Here is an 18,537-nt window from a genome sequence, read left to right as displayed (position 1 = left end):
ATCATAGACAGGTCCCCTGTCTTGTGAAGATGGCAATACTTGAAAGCTCCGTTCGGAAACAACGAACGACAGGCGCCCCTCCGCACCGTCCGGCGTCCAATTTCCTGAACGCTCCGTTCCCCAATCCTGCGCCCACGCGCGAACGCGATTCGCCTATCTTCCTACTCGGGATCGGAGCCCCGATCGCATACGAAAATATGGTGGAGAGGTGGAATGAACCAGTTGAAATGCTTGCCGCAGGAAGAGATTGTCTGGGGGCACGACGTGCTGAAAACCGTCGCCCCCTCCATGGGAAACTACGGCATCCGCCGTCCGATGACGTTCACGGTGGAATTCCTTGAGGCATTGAACCGTGAACACCTGCAGCCTGCCATCGGCGACAGCGTGGGCACCTTCACCGGCCTGCCGCCGCATGTGCCAGATTTCGCCGTGCGCGACGGACTGCGCGCATGCATCGAGGCCAATGCGGGATCGATCATCGCCCTCGGCGGCGGCTCCGTACTCGACGCCGCAAAGGCAGTCTCCTACCAGCATTTCCAGCAGACAGGCCGCTATCTGCCCATTGCCGCGATTCCGACGACCCTGTCGGGTTCAGAGTTCTCCCACTACTTCGGCGTGACGGAAACGGACGGTCCCCAGAAGTTCAAGCGCAGTTATGCCGTGCGCGAAACGACACCCAGGCTGGTGGTGATCGATCCCCGGATGATTGTCGACACGCCACGTATGCTGCTGCTGAGTTCGGCCATCAAGGGGATCGACCATGCGGTGGAAGGCATGCGCCGGGTCAACGTGGATCACCCTCACGCCATCCTGGCCGCCAGGGGTGTGGAGCGCTTCCTTGCCGTGCTGGAGAAGTGGCCGCGCAAGCTCGAAACTCGCGAGGCCATCGCGGGCGGCCACGTGTCGACCGACGACCTGCTGCAGCTTCAGCTCGCCGCATGGCAGTGCTACTTCTGTCCTGCTTCGGTCATCTACGGGCTGAGCCATCGCATCGGGCATATTCTCGGCGGGACGTTCGGGGTACCGCACAGCGTGACATCGTGCATTGCGCTGGCGCCCGTCATCCGCGCCTGTGCCGGCGCCTATGGCCGAAAGCTCGAGATTTTCTCCACGGACCGTGGCGGCCGCCCGCCCGCCGCATTCCTCGCTGACCGCATTCAGGCAGCCGTGGACGCACTGGAATTGCCGAGCCGGCTCGGCGACCTCGACTTCGATCGGGCGAAGCTTCCCGAGATGGCGGCCCTGCTCAAGCAGAACTATCCCTCCGAGGTTGGCGACCTTGGCGAGGATGCCGGCACGAAGCTGGATGCGCTGTTGGAGAGCCTGTGGTAATGGCCGGCCGGCCATCCGACAGCTTCCCGCATCCCGTCGGCCTGCGCCACGCGTTCGATGCCCTGGCCAGTCGGCAGATCACCGCGACAGGCCTGACGCAGATGGAATCGATGCTGCGGACCGTCGCCGTTCCATAAAACTTGCCTGACCCCACCACCACTAGGAGACCAAAGTGAACGATACCGTCAAGCCCGCATCCCCGGCGCCGGCCGGAACCCCAGCCGGACATACGCCATACAGTGACTGGTTACAGACAGACGTGCTCCACTCGCTGCAGCGCCCGGTCAGCGATCATCCCGGCGAGCATGCCTGGATCGTATCGGCGCAGGTGTCCGAGCTGTACTGGATGCTGATCATCAAGGAAATACAGGCCGCGCAGGCGCAATTGCGTGCCGATGACCTGACCGGAGCCTGCCGGACGCTCCGGCGCGTCGTCGCCCACCACGAGCCGCTCAATGCCACATGGCGCTCCATCGCGTGGATGACGCCGGTCGACCTGCTGGCCATCCTGTCCTGCGTTGGCCCGAAGTACGGCAAGGACACCGCCCTCCAGGGCTGGACGTACCGGCAGATGGTCTACCTGCTCGGCATCAAGCAGGAGGAGCACCTGCAGCACTTCCTGCCACAACCCCGGCGCTGGGAACAACTCAGCAAGGTGCTGGCAGAGCCGAGCCTGTATGACGACGTCCTCGCCCACCTGAGCCGCAAGGGCTTCGCCGTACCGGCGGTGGTACTCGACCGCGATTTCAGTGTGCCCTACATGCCGGACAAGGCGGTCGAAAACGTCTGGCGCGACGTCTATGCCAGCCCGGACAATCACGGCGAACTTCAGCAGCTCGGCGAGACGCTGGCCGATATCGCGGAGGGATTCTCCGCGTGGAAGCACCTGCACCTGATGGCAACGCGCCGGACGTTCGGCGCCCGGCCAGCCTATTTCGGCACCGAGGGCATTGCCTGGCTCCTGCCGACCATGAACGAGATCCCGTTCCCGGAACTCTGGTCTGCGCGCGGCTTCATCGGCGATCCGCCTGCGGTGTGTCCGCACGCCCGCGGACAGGGAAACGCCCGGTCCGCGGAGTGACGCGCTCAAGACGGTCATGGAAGCGGTCCACGATTACAAGATCGCGGCGCTCGAGTCCATGATCGTCAACCATGGCGGCGACGCAGGACTTGTTGCCACCTGTCGCACCAGGATCGCGAAGGAACGAGGCGGCATTGTGCTCCGCCGCGATACCGTATTCCAGCGCACTGCACGCCATAGCTGAAGGCGTGTTGAAGGCGCTGGACCGCACACCGGGTTTTGCACCAGCTCCCTATCTCGCGGGATGCGCGTTCGCCCTTGGCGATGTGCATCGCGTCATCGGCCTGTGCGGATGCAGGAAATGGGCGGAGACTGTGAGTCTCCGCCCATTTTTCTATCAGGCTTTTACTTTCAGGCTGCCACGGGCTGCGGCTGGACGTGCAAGGCACGCGCGACGGTCGTCACCCTGCGGCCCTGAAACCGGGCAACCGCCAGGTGATCGTTGTCGGGCTTCACGGCGTCACGGTGCGAGACGTGAGTCGCGCCGTACGGGGTGCCGGCCTTGAACATTGCCGCGTCGGCATAGCCCAGCGGCACGATGATCAGGCCCAGGTGCGCCATGGGCGTGTAGGCCGCCAGCAGCGTGGCTTCATTGCCGCCATGGCGCGAGGACGTCGTGCCGAACACAGAACCCACCTTACCGTTCAGCTTGCCCGCGAACCAGAGCCCGCCGAGCCCGTCGATATACGCCTTGAGCTCGGCCGAGATCGTCCCGAACCGCGTCGGCGTGCCGAACACGATCGCGTCGGCCCACTCGGCATCGGCTTCGGTCGGCGCCTCGTATTTCGCGTTCATCTCCGTGGCGTTCTCGAGCCAGCCCGGCGCCTGCCGCATGACGTCGGGGCCAACGAACTCCCGCACACGCCGAACGCGCAGTTCGGCGCCAGCCTCGAGGGCGCCCTCGGCGACAGCCTTGGCCAGCATCTCGGTCGAGCTGTTCCGTGAATAGAAAACGATCAGTACTTTCGGCTTCCGCATATCGATCCCCGGCAACGTCATGCAGAAATGGGCTCGAGCCGGCCCAGCAGTTCGTCCTTGCGATCCGCCAGCCAGGGCGGGAGCTGAAACTCCTCGCCAAAATGGCCGGGCGCTTCGTCGATCGCGAAGCCGATGTCGGTGGTCGTCGCTTCGAACATCACGCCACCGGGCATCTTGAAGTACATCGAGCGGAAATAGTTGCGGTGCACCGATTCGGACGTATCGATGTAGCCAAGGGCAAACAGCTTCTCCTTCAGGATGGCTTGCTGTTCCACGGTGTCCACCGCGAACGCCACATGGTGGACCGTGCCTTCGCCGTAGATCGACGAGCCCTGGTGCCGGTCCGGCTCATGCAGGAACTCGACGACCGTGCCCGGGCCGCCGGTGTACGTCTCGAAGCGGTAGTAGGGTCCCGCCTGGCCTACGTTCTGGAAACCGATCGCTTCGCCCATGAAGCGGATCGATTCGGCGACATCCCGCAGCGACAGCGTGATGCTGTGCACGCCACGGATGGCATGGACTTCGGGGATATCGCTGGCCACGCAAGCCGGTCGCGGGTCGAGATCGGTTTCGACGAGATCGAACTCGATGCCACACGGATGCTGGAACCGCTGGCGGCGCTCTCCGAAGCGCTCGACGATCTCGCTGTCATACGGCACGTCCATGGCATCGAAGCGGCTGCGCCAGAACTCGAGCGAGCCCGTCGGGACCGAGTAGTTGATGACCCGCACCTGGCCCGATCCCTGACGCGCCATGACCCCCCGCTGGCGGAACGGGAACGACGTCACCAGGGTCCCCGGATCGCCATTCGCGTTGCCGTAGTAAAGGTGGTAGATCGGATCCTCGCCGTCGAGAAGCACGGTCTTCTTCACGAGGCTCTGCCCGAGCAGCTTGACGTAGAAGTCCACATCCTCCTGCGCGTGTCTCACGCCGGCGGTCAGGTGATGAAATCCCTTGAACATTGACATTGTCCTCTCCAGTTTGAAATAGGCATGTAGAAACAGCGCCTGGCCGCTCCTGTGCAACAGCTTAAGACTGCAGATACCGATTGGGCAGCCGTCACGGGTTGTACGCAGGGTTCGGCAAACTTGGACGATGCAGCCCTTTGAGGTGCAGTGCGTGCGGTGGCGCCGGAAGGGCAATTCCCGCATACCGAGGCAACAGTGCCACCGCTTCGCCAGCAAAACTGCCACCTCCGCTCGGGAGCGCTAAAAACCTTGGGGTTCAAACTCCGAGAGCCCGAGTTGCTCCAAGAACTCAACAACTTCCCTTGACCTAGGTTCCGTTGGTGGCTCACTAGCGAGTTGAGGTTCCCCCGGTTTTTCGCCTTCCAGAGGCCCCGGGTTATGCAGCCACATCCTTGGTCTGCCGAGCCTTGATCCAGTCTTGCAGGAACTGAGCCGGAGAGACAAAGCCGAGCGACGAATGACGACGACTGCGGTTATAAAACACCTCGACGTATTCGAACAAGTCCGCCTTCGCTTCCTGATGTGTCCGGTAGCGCGTAGCATGTACCCGCTCATTCTTCAGACTGTTAAAAAAGCTTTCCGTTGGGGCGTTGTGTCGAGTAGCGCAGAGGAATCTCACCGCCACGCTCTCACAGATCCGGACGTGAATCTCTCGATTCATCCGGCTCCTATCGTTCAACCTCCCTCCAACGACCAATGCGGGAACAGGCCAGGCTGGCGAGCTCTGACGCCGTTCAGCCATGCCCACGCTCGCGCTTTGCGACCGTGAAGGGTTTTGTATTTCCGTTGTGCCCAGTGCACCAGCGCGTAATCGATTGCGCGTAGCACATTGATAAGCACAGACCGGTGAAACCGCCCGTAGTACTGAATCCAGCCGCGCAGGACCGGATAGGTTCCTCGTCTGTTTGCATCTTTGCAGTACACGATCTTGGTTTTCTCTGGATGAAGCTCCAGCAAGCATTCCGCCATCCGCACCTCCAGTTCCTGCTTGAGTGAACGCGCATGCGCTTCACTTTTGCAGTGACAGATGGCATCGTCAGCAGCCGCCGCCATGTACCTTGCTTACTATCGCAATCATCTCTCCACTGAGGAAAAACAGGTCATGCCGCGTGCCGCGCAACGACTGACCGAAGAAGATTGGGCAGAAGTCTCGGACACCGTTCCGGATGGCTCCGATCCCCTGTTGGGAGACGATGCACAAGAGCGTTGCGCAACGTTGCGCAAACAGGATCGCGAGCGCCTGACAGGCGCTACACCTCTTTGGTGTCGAAGACCAGAAGATCCACGCCCGCCTGTGCAAAATTCGCCAGGTCGGCGGCGGCCGCGGCACCCTCTGGCGAAGCGAGAGCCTGTTGCAGTGCGCCGAGGGAATCGAAGGTCAGCAACGCTACCAGATGGAAAGGTGATTGCCCGGCTGGCGTCTCCACTGGACTGCTGCTGACCTCGTAAGCTTGCAAGCCGGGCATTTTCCTGGCAATCGGAATGTGTTTCGAGAAATAGTGCGAGTCAAACGCTGCCTTGTCGGCAGGCATTTTGTACAGTGCGACAAGCTTTGCCATGTTGTTCTTCCCGTTGGTCAGGCGTAGGGACGGATCGAAATGGCTGCGCGCCAAGGCGTGCCCTCGATCCGCTCGATAAGTCGATCCGGTTCTTTGCAGAACCGGCCCGGCTCACTTGCGACCTGCCCTGCTTGCGTGCAGCGCCTATCTGGCGTGCAGGATAACGGTTCCTTCGGAGATAGTCGGCGCGCTTGCCCCCGTAGCGGCTGCGTTCTCGGCAATCCAGTCCCTGGCCTTCTTGACGCTTTCATCCACGCCGGCCTTGTCATTGCAGGTCGTGACGGAGAATCCGCCATCGGTGGTTCGCACCAGCGTATAGCTGACAAAGCCTTGCGCATCAGCGGTTCGACTTCTGGTGTGCGCTTTTCCAGCAGGTCAAACAGCGCCTTGGCCCCGCTTCCGGCATAAGTCCTGACAACAGTGTGCATAATCCGTCCCTCCATAGAATGACCCCGGATTTCGCGAAGCCGCGCAGAGAAGGAGGTGATGGAACCAGTTTAGGTGTGACGAGAGCCTTTACAAAAAGATGGTCGGGCCTCAGAGTGGGCCGTTAAATCGGAAGGTGGCGCCGGCAGGCAGCAGCGATTCACCTCCATGGACCACGCGATTGCCACCGGCCTCGAGAAGGCCAGGCGTGCAAGGGTGGAACTGCTGTATCCACGGCGGGACCACCAAATCGTTGAGCGAAGCTCTTTTGGCAACGATCCGCGCGACGTCGAGGGTTGATTTGCTGCCCTCCCTCCGCGGGCCCTTTGCGGGTTGCGAATGATTTTCGCGAGCGCCAGGGATCAGCAACCGCATCGGGCGCTGAAGCGCGACCGCTTCGTCCGCATTGATCCTTCCCTTGACGCTGGTCAGGGAAGCCGTCGAGCGGATCATGCCTGTCGGTCGTCTGCGCTATGTCGGTTTCTCGCATTTCGAGGCTGACGAATGCGGCGCGCTCAATCAGTCGAACGCGACCAGCCTTTGGCGTAAGTTGACTGGTGGCGCTGCATGACGAAGTGAACGGCGACGGCAGCTTGTGTCGCGCGAGGGCCGGTGGTTCGTGAGTGAGGGGGCGGCGCCGTAGCGACTCAGCCCTCGGCCGCTCTTTCAGGCGTTTTCCCGACATAACGCCCTCTCGGACGTATCACTTGCCCCACCCCCAACTGCTCCAGGCTATGCGCCAGCAGTCCGATGCTCCGCGCCGTGGCGAACATGCCAAAGGCTGCGTCGCCAGGTAGTCCGTAGTGGGTAACCAGCGCCGCCAGGGCAACATCGATATTGGGTTGCAAACCGGTCAGGCGAGTCGCCTTCTCGATAAAACGGGCGATGACTTCCGGAGGATCGAACAGTGCCAGCAACGCGGCCGCGCGCGGATCGCCTTCGGGATAGAGGTGATGCCCGAAGCCTGCCAATGGCAAGCCAGCGGACAGATGGTGGGCGATCACCTGGTCCTCGCCCTGTCGGTCCAGTTCATTGAACAGCGCCTTCACGCGGCCTGAGGCGTCGCCATGCAGCGGACCGGACAATGTGGTCAGGCCGGACAGAAGGCAGGCCGGCAGGGACGCTCCGGTAGACGCGGCGATGCGCGCGGCAAAGGCGGAGCTCGTCAGCTCGTGGTCTACCAGAAGCACCATTGCGGTACGCAGGAGATCCGCCACGTGAGGGGATTGCTTCCATCCTTGCGCAAAGCGCAAGTGCAACGGCTGCTGTCCCGCATGCGCGCCGAAGCTATTGGCCAGTTGGCCTACCAGGCTTTGGCATTCGTAGTGCAGGACGCGGGTCATGCGCCCATGGGTGGAGTGGCCTGTGGCGGCCAGCTCGGCCAGGGCCATGAACGCCGCAACACGCCCCGGCTTGCCGCAGCGGGCAGTCGATGAAAAGTCGACGGGTTGCTCGGCGTTCCAGAGCAAGCGCGCAACGTCTTCCAGACTGGCCGAGCCGGCCAGCATCACTGCGTCCTGACCGCGGTAGTACAGCCGCTCCCGCACAAAGGTGGAGAGCGCAGTGGGGATGCTGGGCTCCGCCCCGAACAGCGTATTGGTTGCGAGCGTCTCAAACTTGCGCCCGGCCTGCTTGCGCCTGGCCAGGTTCGCCACGTCTTCGGCGCGATACAGGCTGCGCCGTGTGTCCGCGGGGTCGGATGTGACTTCCAGCTTGCCGCGGCTGACGTAGGCATAGATCGTCTGCGGCCTGACGCCAAGGCGTTTGCACGCCTCCTCCATCGATATCCAGGATCCCATGATGATGTGGTTGGGCAAATTTATATTGATTTTATATATCAAGATTGCCTCCACAATCAACTTATACGTACCATGCAGTCAACCTTTCCCTACCTTTGTCAACCTGACTGCATCCGGACATGAAGCCACAGATCCTGCAACTCAATCCCATCCTGATCCCGGCGGCCAATGACGAACTCGCCACACGCTATCGGGTTCACAAATTCTTCGAGATCGCGGACCAGGGCGCGTGGCTGCGGGAGCATGGCGCGGCCATCGAGGCCGTCATCACCGGCGGGCACACCGGGATCTCGCGCGCGATGCTGGAACAGTTGCCGGCGCTGAAGGTGGTGGCCGTCAATGGCGTCGGGACGGATGCGGTGGATCTTGCCTACTGCCGTGAACGCGGCCTGCCCGTCACCGCCACCCTGGGTGCGCTGACAGAAGACGTGGCAGACCTGGCCATCGGCCTGCTGATCGCGGCCTGCCGCAACATCTGCGCCGGCGACCGCTTTGTGCGCGATGGCCAATGGGAGCTGCACCCCCAGCCCAGCGCCATCCCGCTCGCCCGGCGATTCAGCGGCATGCGCGTCGGTATCGTAGGCATGGGGCGAGTCGGCCGCGCGGTCGCAACGCGGGCCGCTGCCTTTGGCTGCGACATCCGCTACACGGACCTGCACCGCATGGACGACGTGCCCTATGCGTTCGTGGCAGATCTGCGCCAGCTTGCGCACGACAGCGATGCACTGGTGCTGTGCGCGGCTGCCGACAAGGCCGAAGGCATCGTCGATGCCGCGGTGCTGGACGCACTCGGCCGCCGCGGCTATCTCGTCAACGTGGCGCGTGGCCGGCTGGTCAACGAGGCAGATCTCGCCGAAGCCGTCGCCGCCGCCCGGATCGCGGGCGCCGCGCTGGACGTATTCGTAGACGAGCCTCGCGTTCCCCTGACGCTACGCCAGTCCGACCGCACGACACTGCAGGCCCACCGCGCCAGCGCCACCTGGGAAACCCGTACCGCCATGGCGCAGATGGTGCTCGACAGCGTCGCCCAGGCGCTGGCCGGCAACCGCCCCGTCATGAGCCTGACTACCTGAGCGCGGGCCCATCCCTGACACCGGAATTGACCGGCTTCATTTTCCCACCATCGCCACGCTTGCCCTCCCCGTCTCACGGGCGCGCGGCGGCGTTTCTCACCTGATTTTCGTTCGCCCCTCATTGCAGGAGACCGTCCTTGAACGCTTCCCGAAAGATCGCCCTGGTTACGGGCGCTGGCAGCGGCGTTGGCCGCCTTACCGCGCTTGGCTTGCTCGACGACGGCTGGACGGTCGTGCTGGCCGGCCGTCGCGCCGCGCCCTTGCAAGCGCTGGCCGCCGAAGCCGCCGCGCGCGGCCAGACCGCGGTGGCCATGCCCGCGGACGTGACCGACCCGCAGCGCGTGCAGGCCTTGTTCGACGCGATCGAACGCGAGTTCGGGCGACTGGACCTGCTTTTCAATAATGCGGGTGTGAATGCGCCGGCTGTGCCGATGGACGAGCTGCCGCTGGACAACTGGTTCAACGTCATCAATACCAATGTCACCGGCGTCTATCTCTGCGCGCGTGCGGCCTTCGGACTCATGCGCCGTCAATCGCCGCAGGGCGGGCGCATCATCAACAACGGCTCCATCTCGGCGCATACGCCGCGTCCCTTCACGGCGCCCTATACCGCCAGCAAGCACGCCGTCACCGGCCTCACCAAGGCACTGGCGCTGGACGGGCGCGCCGTCAACATCGTTGCCAGCCAGATTGACATCGGCAACGCATTGACCGACCTGTCCGAGCGCATGACGCGCGGCGTCTTGCAGGCCAACGGAACGATCGCACCCGAGCCCATGATGGACGCCAGCCACGTCGCCAATGCCGTGCGTCATATGGCCTCGCTGCCACTGGACGCCAACGTGCTGACCATGACCGTCATGGCCAGTGCCATGCCCTTCGCCGGGCGCGGCTGACATGGATCCGCACCCTTGCACGCGTTGCAAAGGCGTGCATCCCCAGAGTTGACAAGAGTTAACCAGAAACAAACGGAGACAACGATGCAGTTCACTACCCTGATCAAGACCTTGGTCGTCCCCGCCGCGCTGCTCATCGCACCCGGCCTGGCATCGGCACAGAATTACCCCGCGCGCCCCGTCACCATCATCGTCCCCGCGCCGGCGGGGGGTGGCATCGACCTGATCGCCCGGGTCGTCGGCGAAAAGCTTTCAGTCAGGCTTGGCCAACCGTTCGTCGTCGAGAACCGTCCGGGTGCGTCCAACAACCTGGGCACCGCGGTGCTGGCCAACGCCAGGCCCGATGGATATACCATCGGCATCGTGGGCGGCAGCCACAACATCAACAAATTCCTGTTCAGGAACCTGGGGTGGGATCCGCAAAAGAGCTTCGAGCCCATCGTCTACACCCATGAGATCCCGCTGGTGTTTGCGGTCTACCCGAAACTCCCGGTCAAGACGGTACCTGAGCTGGTCACCTGGATGAAGGCGAATCCGGGCGAGGCCAAGGTTGCCACTTCCGGCCGCGGCAGCGCCCAGGAAATGGCCGCCGAAATGTTCCGCATGGTAAGCGGCGCGCCCGTGCTGCTGGTGCCATACAAAGGGTCGTCCGCCGCCCATCCCGACCTGATCGCCGGACGGACCACGCTCTACATCGATACCATCAGCGCCATCCAGGAGCAGGTCAAGTCGGGCAACGTCCGTGCCATCGCGGTATCCACCCACAGCCGCTCCAAGGCCCTGCCCAATGTGGCAACTGCCGAAGAGCAAGGCCTCAAGGGCTATGACGCCAATACCAACGGCGGCTTCCTGGCCCCCGCGGGAACACCCAGGGAGATCGTTGCCAGGCTCAATACCGAGATCAATGCCGCGCTGAACTTGCCCGAGGTGCGCGCCAAGCTGGAAGCGGCAGGAATCGAGGTCAAGGGCGGCACGTCACAGGAATACGCGGCCTTGATCAAGTCTGACCTGGCAAAGTGGGGGAAAGTCATCAAGGAAGCGGGAATCCAGCCGGAATAGTGGTCGCGCTGGAAACAGGGTAGCTGGAAGCGTGTCACTCATCCTGCTTGCCACGCGTTGCGACATGCAACGTCGCCGACGCGTGGCCGGCGAAGAAGGGCTGCGCGGTGCACGTTCGCAGCAGAGTGTTTCAGTGCGGTCAGTGGCCGGAAAATCTGGCCCGCCTGCGCTCGATGAAATGCGCAACCCCCTCTGTAAAGTCCTCGCTCTGGATGCTTTCGAACATCTCGGCATTGGCAACCCGCGTGGCCTCGGCCAATGACTGGAACGGTTGCTCCCACAGTTGCCGCTTCATCACGCGGATGGATCGGGGCGAAACGTTTTCGGCGAGGTCGTCGGCATAGTCAAGCGTCGTCGCCATGAGTGTGTCCGCATCGACCACACGGTCGACCAGGCCAATCCGCAGCGCCTCGTCGGCCGGAACCTTGCGTGCCGAGTACAGCAGATCGGCAGCATGACCTGGGCCGACCACGCGTGGCAGCAGCCAGGAGATACCGTGCTCGGCAATCAGCCCCCGACGCGCGAACGCGGTGCTGAACGCGGCCCGGGCGCTGGCGAAGCGCATGTCGCTGTACAGCGCGAACACCAGGCCCAGACCCGCCGCGGCACCATTGATTGCCGCGATCACGGGCTTGCGCATGGCCGGGAAATAGCCATAGCGTGTCTGGTAGTCGGCGCGCCGGTTCATGTCGAACGGGCGCATCCACTGGGCGGCGCGGATGTCGCCCGGCGGCAGCACTTCCAGTTCGTTGATGTCCATGCCGGCGCAGAAGCCCTTGCCGGCGCCGGTCAGCACCACCACGCGGACGTTGTCGTCGCGATCGACGGCCTCCATGGCATCGCGCAATTCGGCCTCCATGACCTTGGTCAGCGCGTTGAGCTTGTCCGGCCGGTTCATGGTGACCACGGCGATGCGCTCGCTTTTTCCCGCGCGAGCAACGGTGACCTGACTGTACATAGTGCGATTCCTTTTGATGTCTTGGCTAGTCTTGACTAAGGGAGCTGGACCGATCTCGGCTCCAGGAACTCTTCCAGCCCATGGACGCCGCCTTCGCGCCCGACGCCGGACAGGCCGAAGCCGCCAAACGGTGCGGCGGGATTGAAGCGGGCGCCATTGACGTCCACCTGCCCTGCCCGCAGCGCGTTGGCGATCACCTCGCCGGCGCTGTCATCGGCAGCCCAGACCGTGGCAGCCAGTCCGTAGCGCGTGCCATTGGCCAGGGCGATCGCCTCGTCGACGCTGTCGTAGCACAGCACCGCCAGCACCGGCCCGAAGACCTCCTCTTGCGCCAGCCGGCTGTCGGGTGCGACGTTGCCGTAGATGGTCGGCGCGACGAAATAGCCGGTCGCTGGTACTGGCGCGTCGGCACCGCCGGCGATCCGGTCGAAGCCCGCCTCTTCCGCTGCGGCGATATGCGCCTGCACGCGCTGGCGCTGCAGCGCCGACAGCAAGGGGCCGACCCGGGTTTCGCCATCGGCGGGATCCCCCAGGGTCATCGCTGCCGCGGCCTCCGCCAGCAGTTGCCGGCAGCGCGGGTAGTCCTCGCGTGCAACGATCAGCCGGGTGGTCGCGCTGCAGGTCTGCCCCGAATTGAGGAAGCAGGAACCGACCGTCGCCCTGACCGCCCTGGCGAGATCGGCACCCGGCAGCACGACGGCCGCCGACTTCCCGCCGAGTTCCATCGACACGCGCTTCATGTCGCCCGCCGCCTGCGCGGCGACCTTGCGGCCCACTGCCGTGGAGCCGGTGAACGACACCATCTGGATATCGGGATGCGAGACCAGCGCCTCGCCGACCGCCGCACCTCCCAGTACGAGGTTAAGGACGCCCGGCGGCAGCTTCGCCTGTTCGCACGCGGCCATCAGCCGTTCCGTGGCGGCAGGCGCCAGTTCGGACGGCTTCAGCACCACCGTGCAGCCGGCCAGCAGCGCGGGCGCCAGCTTGGCCGTGATCTGGTGCAACGGGTAGTTCCACGGCGTGATGGCGGCCACCACGCCGACCGGCACCAGCGTCACCCGGGAATTGCCGATCGTGCGGACGAAATCGAACCTGTCGGCCAGCGCCGCCGTGGCGCGCCAGGCCGCGATCGGCGCATCGACCTGGATACGACGCGACAGCTTCAGCGGCATGCCGACTTCACGCGAGATCTCATGGGCGAGTTCCGCTGCGCAACCTTCCAGCGCATCGGCAAGCGCATGCAGATACGGCGCCCGCCCGGCTGCGCCCAGGGCCTGCCATGCTGGCTGCGCCCGCACGGCCGCCGCCACGGCGTCGGCCACATCGTCCGCGGTGCCCAGGCCGACCTCGGCCAACGGGGCTTCGGTCGCCGAATCGTAGACGCGGATCGATTCGCCGCCTCGTATCGGGCGACGTGTGCCGTCTATGTAGTGTTGGGTCAATTCCTTCACTGCGACTCCCTTGTCTTGCGTTGATCGAGGAACGCTGCCATCACGCGCTGCGGTTCGCCGTCGGCATAGCATTCAAGTTGCGCCCGGATGCCGGCGACACAGGCCTCATCGAACCCCGGCTGCGTCATGGCACGAAAGCGCTGCCTGGACAGGCGCACGGCGGTCGGCGGCAGCGCCGCGAGCGACCTGGCCTGTGCCAGCGCCTGCGTCATCAGCTCGGCCTCGCCGCACAGCGCCGTCACCAGGCCGATGTCGAAGGCGCGCTGGCCACTGACCAGTTCGCCCGACAGCGACATCTGCACGTTATGGGTGTGCCCCACGTGCAGCGTCATCAGATAGGATCCGACGATGCTCGCCAGGCCTGCCTTGACCTCCGGCTGTCCCCAGCGGCTGTCAGCCGTGGTCAGGCGCCAGTCCGCGCACAGCGCCAGCTGAAAACCCGCGCCTGCCGCCACGCCCCGCACGGCGGCCACGCAAGGCTTGTCCAGGTCGCGCACGGCCTGGTACATCGCCCGTTGCCGGTTCAGCCAGGGCACGAGCTGCTGCCAGGTCACGGCAGCCGCCTCATCGAGGTCCTGCCCGGCGCAGAACGCCCGCTCGCCGGCGCCGGTCAGCACGACGGCGCGTACCGATGGTTCGGTGTTGAGCCGGCCCAGCGCTTCGATCAGCTCGCCGCGCAGCACGTCGTTGACCGCGTTCATGCGGCCCGGACGGTTCAGCGTGACGATGGCGATCTCGTCATCCTGTTCGACACGTATGGCTTCCATATTTCAGTTTCCCTTGAGTTCCACCACTGCATCGACTGCCACGACACCCGCGCCGGCCGCCATCACCATCAGCGGGTTGATGTCGACCGAAACCAGCGCGGTGCGGTGACGCAACGCCCAGTCTCCGAGCGCGACCGCCGACGACGCCAGCGCCTCCAGGTCGAGCGCCGGGATGTCGCGATAGCCATCGAACAGCGGCGCCAGGCGCAGCCGCGCGCAGGCCGCCTTGACGTCGTCGGCAGTGAACGGCGCCAGCAGGGTCACGACGTCCTTGCGGAGTTCGAGCAGCGTGCCGCCCTCCCCGATCATGACCAGCGGCCCAAACGCGGGATCGACCGAGACGCCCAGCGCAAACTCATGGCGGCCCTTGACCATCGTTGCCACGATCACCCGTGGGGATGCCACGCCCAGCCGCTGCAGCGTATCGAGACAGTCCTGCGTCGCGCGGGCCACGCTTGCCGCATCGGTGAGCCGAAGATGCACAAGGCCATGCTCACTCTTGTGCGGGACCTCCGCCGCGCAGCCCTTGACCACCACCGGCACCCCGCCGAGCGCGTCAAACGCCGTCACCGCCGCATCCACGCTGTCGCATAGCCGGTACGGCACGGTCGGTACGCCGGCTGCGGCAAGCAATGCCAGGCTACGGGCTTCGTCCTGCAATCCACTGCCGTCGAGCTGCCGTGCTTCAGGCCAGGCCGGCGTGTTTGCCGCCTCGGCCAGCCGATGATGCGCGGCGTATTGCGCCAGCGCTGCAATGGCATCCGCTTCGGTGACGAAGGCCGGCACCCCGTGCCGCACGAAGACCTCGCGCACCGGCTGTTGCGGCGCGCTCGCCACCAGCGGCTTGCCCAGTTGCGCGCTGAAGGCGGCGGCGTCGCGCGCCAGCGCCTCGACGTCGTAGCCGGGACCGGCCACCGGAATGCCGACCATCACCATGTCGGCCTGCGGATCGGCGCCCAGCGCCTGGAGCACGCGCGGGAACATGTCGCCCTTGCCCAGCAACGCCGCGGTCATGTCGAGCGGATTGCTGGCCGTACCGAACGCGGGCAGGATCGCGCCCAGTTCGCGCAGCGTGGCCGGCTGTAGTTCGGTCAGCGGGAGGTCGTGCCGTTCGGCGAGGTCGGCCGCCATGACGCCCACGGCGCCGCTATGGCTCATCACGACCGTGCGGCCCTGCCCCGGCGCGCGGTGCTGCAGGTAGAGGGGCACGGCGCGAACCAGCTCGCCGATATCGCGCGCACGCCAGATGCCGTGACAAGCCAGGAAGGCATCGATCGCCGCGTCGTTGCCGACCAGCGCACCGGTATGCGAGGCTGCTGCCCTGGCGCCGCGCTGGCTGTTACCGGCCTTGATCGCCACGATGCTGGCGCCGCGCGCCCGGGCCACCGCCGCCGCGCGGGCCAGCTGCGCCGGATCGGACACCGATTCGAGGTAGACCAGGATCAGCCGCACCTCGGGGTCCGCCGCCACGGCGGCGGTCATCGCGCAAGCGTCGAGATCGGCGTCGTTGCCCGTCGCCACCAGGTAGCGCACACCATGGCCGGCCTGGCGCAGCAAGGCATAGGGCATGACGCTCGCCGCGCCGCTCTGGCTGATGATTGCGATCGGGCCGTCCTGTGGCGCCACCTCCATGAACATGGTCGAGAAGTTGAGCACCGCGCCGCTGGCGAAGTTGGCCGTGCCCTGCGCGTTCGGTCCCACCAGCCGCATGCCGCTGTCATTGGCCAGCGCCACCAGTTCCTGCTGCCGCTGGCGTCCTGCCTCGCCGGTCTCGGCGAAACCCGACGCCATGATGACGGCAGCCTTGACGCCGGCGGCGCCGCACTGGCGCACCTGCTCAAGCGCGGCATCGCCGGACACGGCGATCACCACGGCGTCCGGCGCCTTGCCGATCGCACCCAGATCGGGGTATGCGCGATAGCCCTGGATGACCTCGCGCCCCGGGTTGACCGGAAACACCTCGCCCGTGTAGCCGAAGGTCCGCAGGTAGTGGATCGGCCGTCCGCCCACTTTGTTGGGATTGTCCGAGGCGCCGATCACGGCCACCGAGGCCGGCGAGAACAGGGCGGCGAAGGTTGCGGAGATCTCAGTCAAGGGTCGCTCCCGATGCCTTGACCACTGGCGACCACTTGCCCGCGTCATGCTGGATCAGCCTGGAGAAGTCGGCGGGTGTACCCGGCAGCGGCCGGGCGCCCAGCGCGGCGAGTTGCTTCTGCACGTCTGCTTGCGCGAGCACGGCCTGCAGCTCGCTGTTCAGGCGGCGGATCACGTCGGGCGTGGTGCCCTTCGGTGCCGACAGGCCGAACCAGATCGTTACGTCGAAGCCCGGCAGGCCGGCCTCGGCAATGGTCGGCACCTTGGGCAGCGCCTCCGAACGTGTCGCCCCGGTCACGCCGAGCGCCTTGACCTTGCCTGTGCTGATGTACTGCACCTGGCTCGATACCGTGTCGAACATCATCGAGATGCGTCCGCCAAGCAGGTCGGTGAATGCCGCCGCCGAGCCTTTGTACGGCACATGGACGATGTCGACGCCCGCCATTGACCTGAACAGTTCGCCGGACAGGTGGTTGGAGCTGCCGTTGCCTGCCGAGCCGAAGGTCAGCGTGCCCGGCTTCTGCCTTGCCAGCGCCAGCAGTTCCCTGACGTTGCTGACCGGCAGGTTGTTCGGCACCACCAGCACGTTGACCGTGGAGGCCACCGAACCCACGGCATCGAACGACTTGACGGGGTCAACCTTCAGCGAGCGGTAGAGCCATGGGTTGATCGCCATGGTGCCGGTGGTGGCAAAGAACAGCGTATAGCCATCGGGGGCCGCCTGCGCCGCGGCCTCCGTGGCGATGGTGCCGCCGGCGCCGCCGCGGTTGTCTATCACCACGGGCTGTCCTAGCTGCTGCGACAGGTGCTGGCCGATCAGCCGCGCCATCGCGTCAGTGGGCCCGCCGGCCGGAAACGGCACAAGCAGGCGGATCGGTTTGGCGGGATAGCCCGGTGTGGCAGCGGCGGCGCCGCTGAAGGCAGCCGGCGCGGCGGCGACCAGCAAGGCGCATAACGGCCGCCGGAATGCGCGAAGCACAGCGGAAAAGCGCGGCATGTTGTCTCCATATGTTTCGTAAGCCCCCTCTCTCTGCCAGGAGGGATGGACTCAGTGTATGGAGTCCTGGTCCAATGCAAAAGAGTAGAATCGTCGATATCTGATATCGACTTTCTGGATGGAGTGGCAGCGTGAACCTGAAGCAGCTCGAAACCGTGGCACTGGTGGCCGAAGTGGGATCGCTGTCACGCGCGGCACGCTCGCTGGGGATCGCCCAGTCGCTGGTGAGCCGCGCCATTGCCCAGATCGAAGCCGAATGGGGCGACCGGCTGTTCGAACGGACCGGCCGGGGCGTGGTGCTGTCGGAGTTCGGCCAGCGGATCTTCCCGCATGTCCAGTTGCTGCTGGCCCAGTCGGCGCGGCTGCGCGACGAGGTCAAGGACGCGGCGGGCGTGCCGGTCGGCCAGGTAAGGATCGGCGTGCTGCCGTCAATGGCGCCACGCCTGATTCCGGCGCTGTTCGAGGACCTGCGCACCATGGCGCCGGGTGTCCGGCTGCGCGTGGCCGAAGGGTTCAGCGGGCAGCTCGATGAGGAGCTGGAATCGGGCCATCTGGATCTTGCGGTCGTCAACCGCTATGGCCCCGGGCCGCGGCAGAATGAAGACGTGCTAGCCCAGGTCGCCACCTACCTGATCTGCGCGCCCGGGCATCCGCTCGCCGGGAAGCCGACGGTGGCGTTCCGCAAGCTCGACGGCCTCCCGCTGGTTCTGCCGCCGGCGCCCAACGGCCTGCGCTCGATTCTCGACCAGCACGCGCGCCAGCTCGGCATCTCGCTGGACGTGGCACTGGAAGTGGAATCGCTGAATACGATGAAGGAGGTCGCGCTTGCCGGTGGCGCTTTGACCATACTTCCGCTGCTCGCAGTGGATAACGAAGTTGCCGCCGGGCGGTTGTCAGCAGTCGAGATCGTCGAACCGCGCTTGCCACGGACCATTACGATGGGCGTCACGCGACATCATCCGCTGTCCCGGGCGGCGCGGCTCGTTCTTTCCCGGCTTCATGCCTTGGTGCCTGAAGTCGCAAGGACCGGACCGGCCTAGCTGGAGTCATTCAAGGCGCACGATGCAGCTCACGTGGACCGGCGCCGGAACAAAATCTC

19 protein-coding genes and 1 pseudogene are annotated in these 18,537 nt (G+C 65.0%); 9 read left to right on the top strand and 11 right to left on the bottom strand.

Annotated features, from left to right (window positions below):
* The first annotated feature begins 213 nt into the window (after positions 1-213).
* The 3 genes from K309_RS0119725 to K309_RS41780 all read left to right on the top strand — a co-directional run bounded on the left by K309_RS0119725 (position 214) and on the right by K309_RS41780 (position 2,597).
* The gene (locus K309_RS0119725; protein WP_029048032.1) at positions 214-1,332 is read left to right on the top strand and encodes an iron-containing alcohol dehydrogenase; all 1,119 of its coding nucleotides are present in this window, start codon (positions 214-216) and stop codon (positions 1,330-1,332) included.
* Between the two features lie 172 nt (positions 1,333-1,504).
* Complete coding sequence (locus K309_RS0119715) at positions 1,505-2,413, top strand: tryptophan 2,3-dioxygenase (RefSeq protein WP_029048031.1); 909 nt, start codon at positions 1,505-1,507, stop codon at positions 2,411-2,413.
* A 16-nt stretch (positions 2,414-2,429) separates the two neighbouring features.
* Positions 2,430-2,597 (top strand): hypothetical protein, encoded by a 168-nt coding sequence (locus tag K309_RS41780; protein ID WP_156914400.1) that lies wholly within the window; start codon positions 2,430-2,432, stop codon positions 2,595-2,597.
* A gap of 167 nt (positions 2,598-2,764) precedes the next feature.
* On the opposite strand, the gene wrbA is transcribed toward K309_RS41780, so the two are convergent.
* The 5 genes and pseudogenes from wrbA to K309_RS0119690 all read right to left on the bottom strand — a co-directional run bounded on the left by wrbA (position 2,765) and on the right by K309_RS0119690 (position 5,918).
* Positions 2,765-3,391 carry an NAD(P)H:quinone oxidoreductase gene (wrbA, locus tag K309_RS0119705; protein ID WP_029048030.1) on the bottom strand — a complete coding sequence of 209 codons (627 nt, stop codon included), beginning with the start codon at positions 3,389-3,391 and terminating at the stop codon, positions 2,765-2,767.
* 17 nt (positions 3,392-3,408) lie between these two features.
* Entirely contained in the window at positions 3,409-4,359 is a 951-nt protein-coding gene (locus tag K309_RS0119700; protein ID WP_029048029.1) for a ring-cleaving dioxygenase, read from the bottom strand.
* Between the two features lie 376 nt (positions 4,360-4,735).
* Positions 4,736-4,951 (bottom strand): annotated as a pseudogene (locus K309_RS0119695) (IS3 family transposase); the annotation flags it as partial.
* A gap of 83 nt (positions 4,952-5,034) precedes the next feature.
* Complete coding sequence (locus K309_RS40065; RefSeq protein WP_084402469.1) at positions 5,035-5,412, bottom strand: group II intron maturase-specific domain-containing protein; 378 nt, start codon at positions 5,410-5,412, stop codon at positions 5,035-5,037.
* A 197-nt stretch (positions 5,413-5,609) separates the two neighbouring features.
* A complete protein-coding gene (locus K309_RS0119690; RefSeq protein ID WP_029048027.1) occupies positions 5,610-5,918 on the bottom strand; it encodes an EthD family reductase in 309 nt (102 codons plus the stop codon).
* A 594-nt stretch (positions 5,919-6,512) separates the two neighbouring features.
* On the opposite strand from K309_RS0119690, the gene K309_RS40055 reads away from it, so the two are divergent.
* Positions 6,513-6,644 carry a hypothetical protein gene (locus tag K309_RS40055; protein WP_369796454.1) on the top strand — a complete coding sequence of 44 codons (132 nt, stop codon included), beginning with the start codon at positions 6,513-6,515 and terminating at the stop codon, positions 6,642-6,644.
* A gap of 118 nt (positions 6,645-6,762) precedes the next feature.
* Complete coding sequence (locus tag K309_RS43990; RefSeq protein ID WP_348635778.1) at positions 6,763-6,915, top strand: hypothetical protein; 153 nt, start codon at positions 6,763-6,765, stop codon at positions 6,913-6,915.
* A 76-nt stretch (positions 6,916-6,991) separates the two neighbouring features.
* Here K309_RS43990 and K309_RS0119680 read toward each other — a convergent pair whose 3' ends face one another.
* Positions 6,992-8,125 carry a citrate/2-methylcitrate synthase gene (locus K309_RS0119680; protein WP_198030833.1) on the bottom strand — a complete coding sequence of 378 codons (1,134 nt, stop codon included), beginning with the start codon at positions 8,123-8,125 and terminating at the stop codon, positions 6,992-6,994.
* Between the two features lie 137 nt (positions 8,126-8,262).
* Between K309_RS0119680 and K309_RS0119675 the strand changes: the two genes are divergently transcribed.
* From K309_RS0119675 to K309_RS0119665, 3 genes are all read left to right on the top strand, one after another.
* Positions 8,263-9,216: a 2-hydroxyacid dehydrogenase gene (locus tag K309_RS0119675; protein ID WP_029048024.1), complete on the top strand. Its 954-nt coding sequence runs from the start codon at positions 8,263-8,265 to the stop codon at positions 9,214-9,216.
* Positions 9,217-9,353: 137 nt separating this feature from the next.
* Positions 9,354-10,112, top strand: coding sequence for an SDR family oxidoreductase (locus K309_RS0119670; protein ID WP_029048023.1), 759 nt, complete (start codon positions 9,354-9,356; stop codon positions 10,110-10,112).
* Between the two features lie 84 nt (positions 10,113-10,196).
* A complete protein-coding gene (locus tag K309_RS0119665; protein WP_029048022.1) occupies positions 10,197-11,171 on the top strand; it encodes a Bug family tripartite tricarboxylate transporter substrate binding protein in 975 nt (324 codons plus the stop codon).
* 139 nt (positions 11,172-11,310) lie between these two features.
* On the opposite strand, the gene K309_RS0119660 is transcribed toward K309_RS0119665, so the two are convergent.
* From K309_RS0119660 to K309_RS0119640, 5 genes are read right to left on the bottom strand one after another with little or no spacing between them, the layout of a single operon-like run.
* Entirely contained in the window at positions 11,311-12,129 is an 819-nt protein-coding gene (locus tag K309_RS0119660) for an enoyl-CoA hydratase (RefSeq protein WP_029048021.1), read from the bottom strand.
* A gap of 35 nt (positions 12,130-12,164) precedes the next feature.
* Entirely contained in the window at positions 12,165-13,580 is a 1,416-nt protein-coding gene (locus K309_RS0119655; RefSeq protein WP_029048020.1) for an aldehyde dehydrogenase family protein, read from the bottom strand.
* Positions 13,577-14,347 (bottom strand): enoyl-CoA hydratase/isomerase family protein, encoded by a 771-nt coding sequence (locus K309_RS0119650; RefSeq protein ID WP_029048019.1) that lies wholly within the window; start codon positions 14,345-14,347, stop codon positions 13,577-13,579. The genes K309_RS0119655 and K309_RS0119650 overlap by 4 nt, the downstream gene beginning before the upstream one ends.
* A 3-nt stretch (positions 14,348-14,350) precedes the next feature.
* Entirely contained in the window at positions 14,351-16,441 is a 2,091-nt protein-coding gene (locus K309_RS0119645) for an acetate--CoA ligase family protein (RefSeq protein WP_232232423.1), read from the bottom strand.
* A complete protein-coding gene (locus K309_RS0119640; RefSeq protein WP_029048017.1) occupies positions 16,434-17,438 on the bottom strand; it encodes a Bug family tripartite tricarboxylate transporter substrate binding protein in 1,005 nt (334 codons plus the stop codon). The genes K309_RS0119645 and K309_RS0119640 overlap by 8 nt, the downstream gene beginning before the upstream one ends.
* A gap of 131 nt (positions 17,439-17,569) precedes the next feature.
* Between K309_RS0119640 and K309_RS36875 the strand changes: the two genes are divergently transcribed.
* Positions 17,570-18,478: a LysR family transcriptional regulator gene (locus K309_RS36875; protein ID WP_035877924.1), complete on the top strand. Its 909-nt coding sequence runs from the start codon at positions 17,570-17,572 to the stop codon at positions 18,476-18,478.
* Positions 18,479-18,537 lie beyond the last annotated feature (59 nt).

The sequence above is a fragment of the Cupriavidus phytohabitans genome (assembly GCF_000426345.1).
Lineage (GTDB): Bacteria > Pseudomonadota > Gammaproteobacteria > Burkholderiales > Burkholderiaceae > Cupriavidus.
Note: the sequence above shows the minus strand (reverse complement) of the source record. Positions and strands in the feature narration are given on the sequence as shown.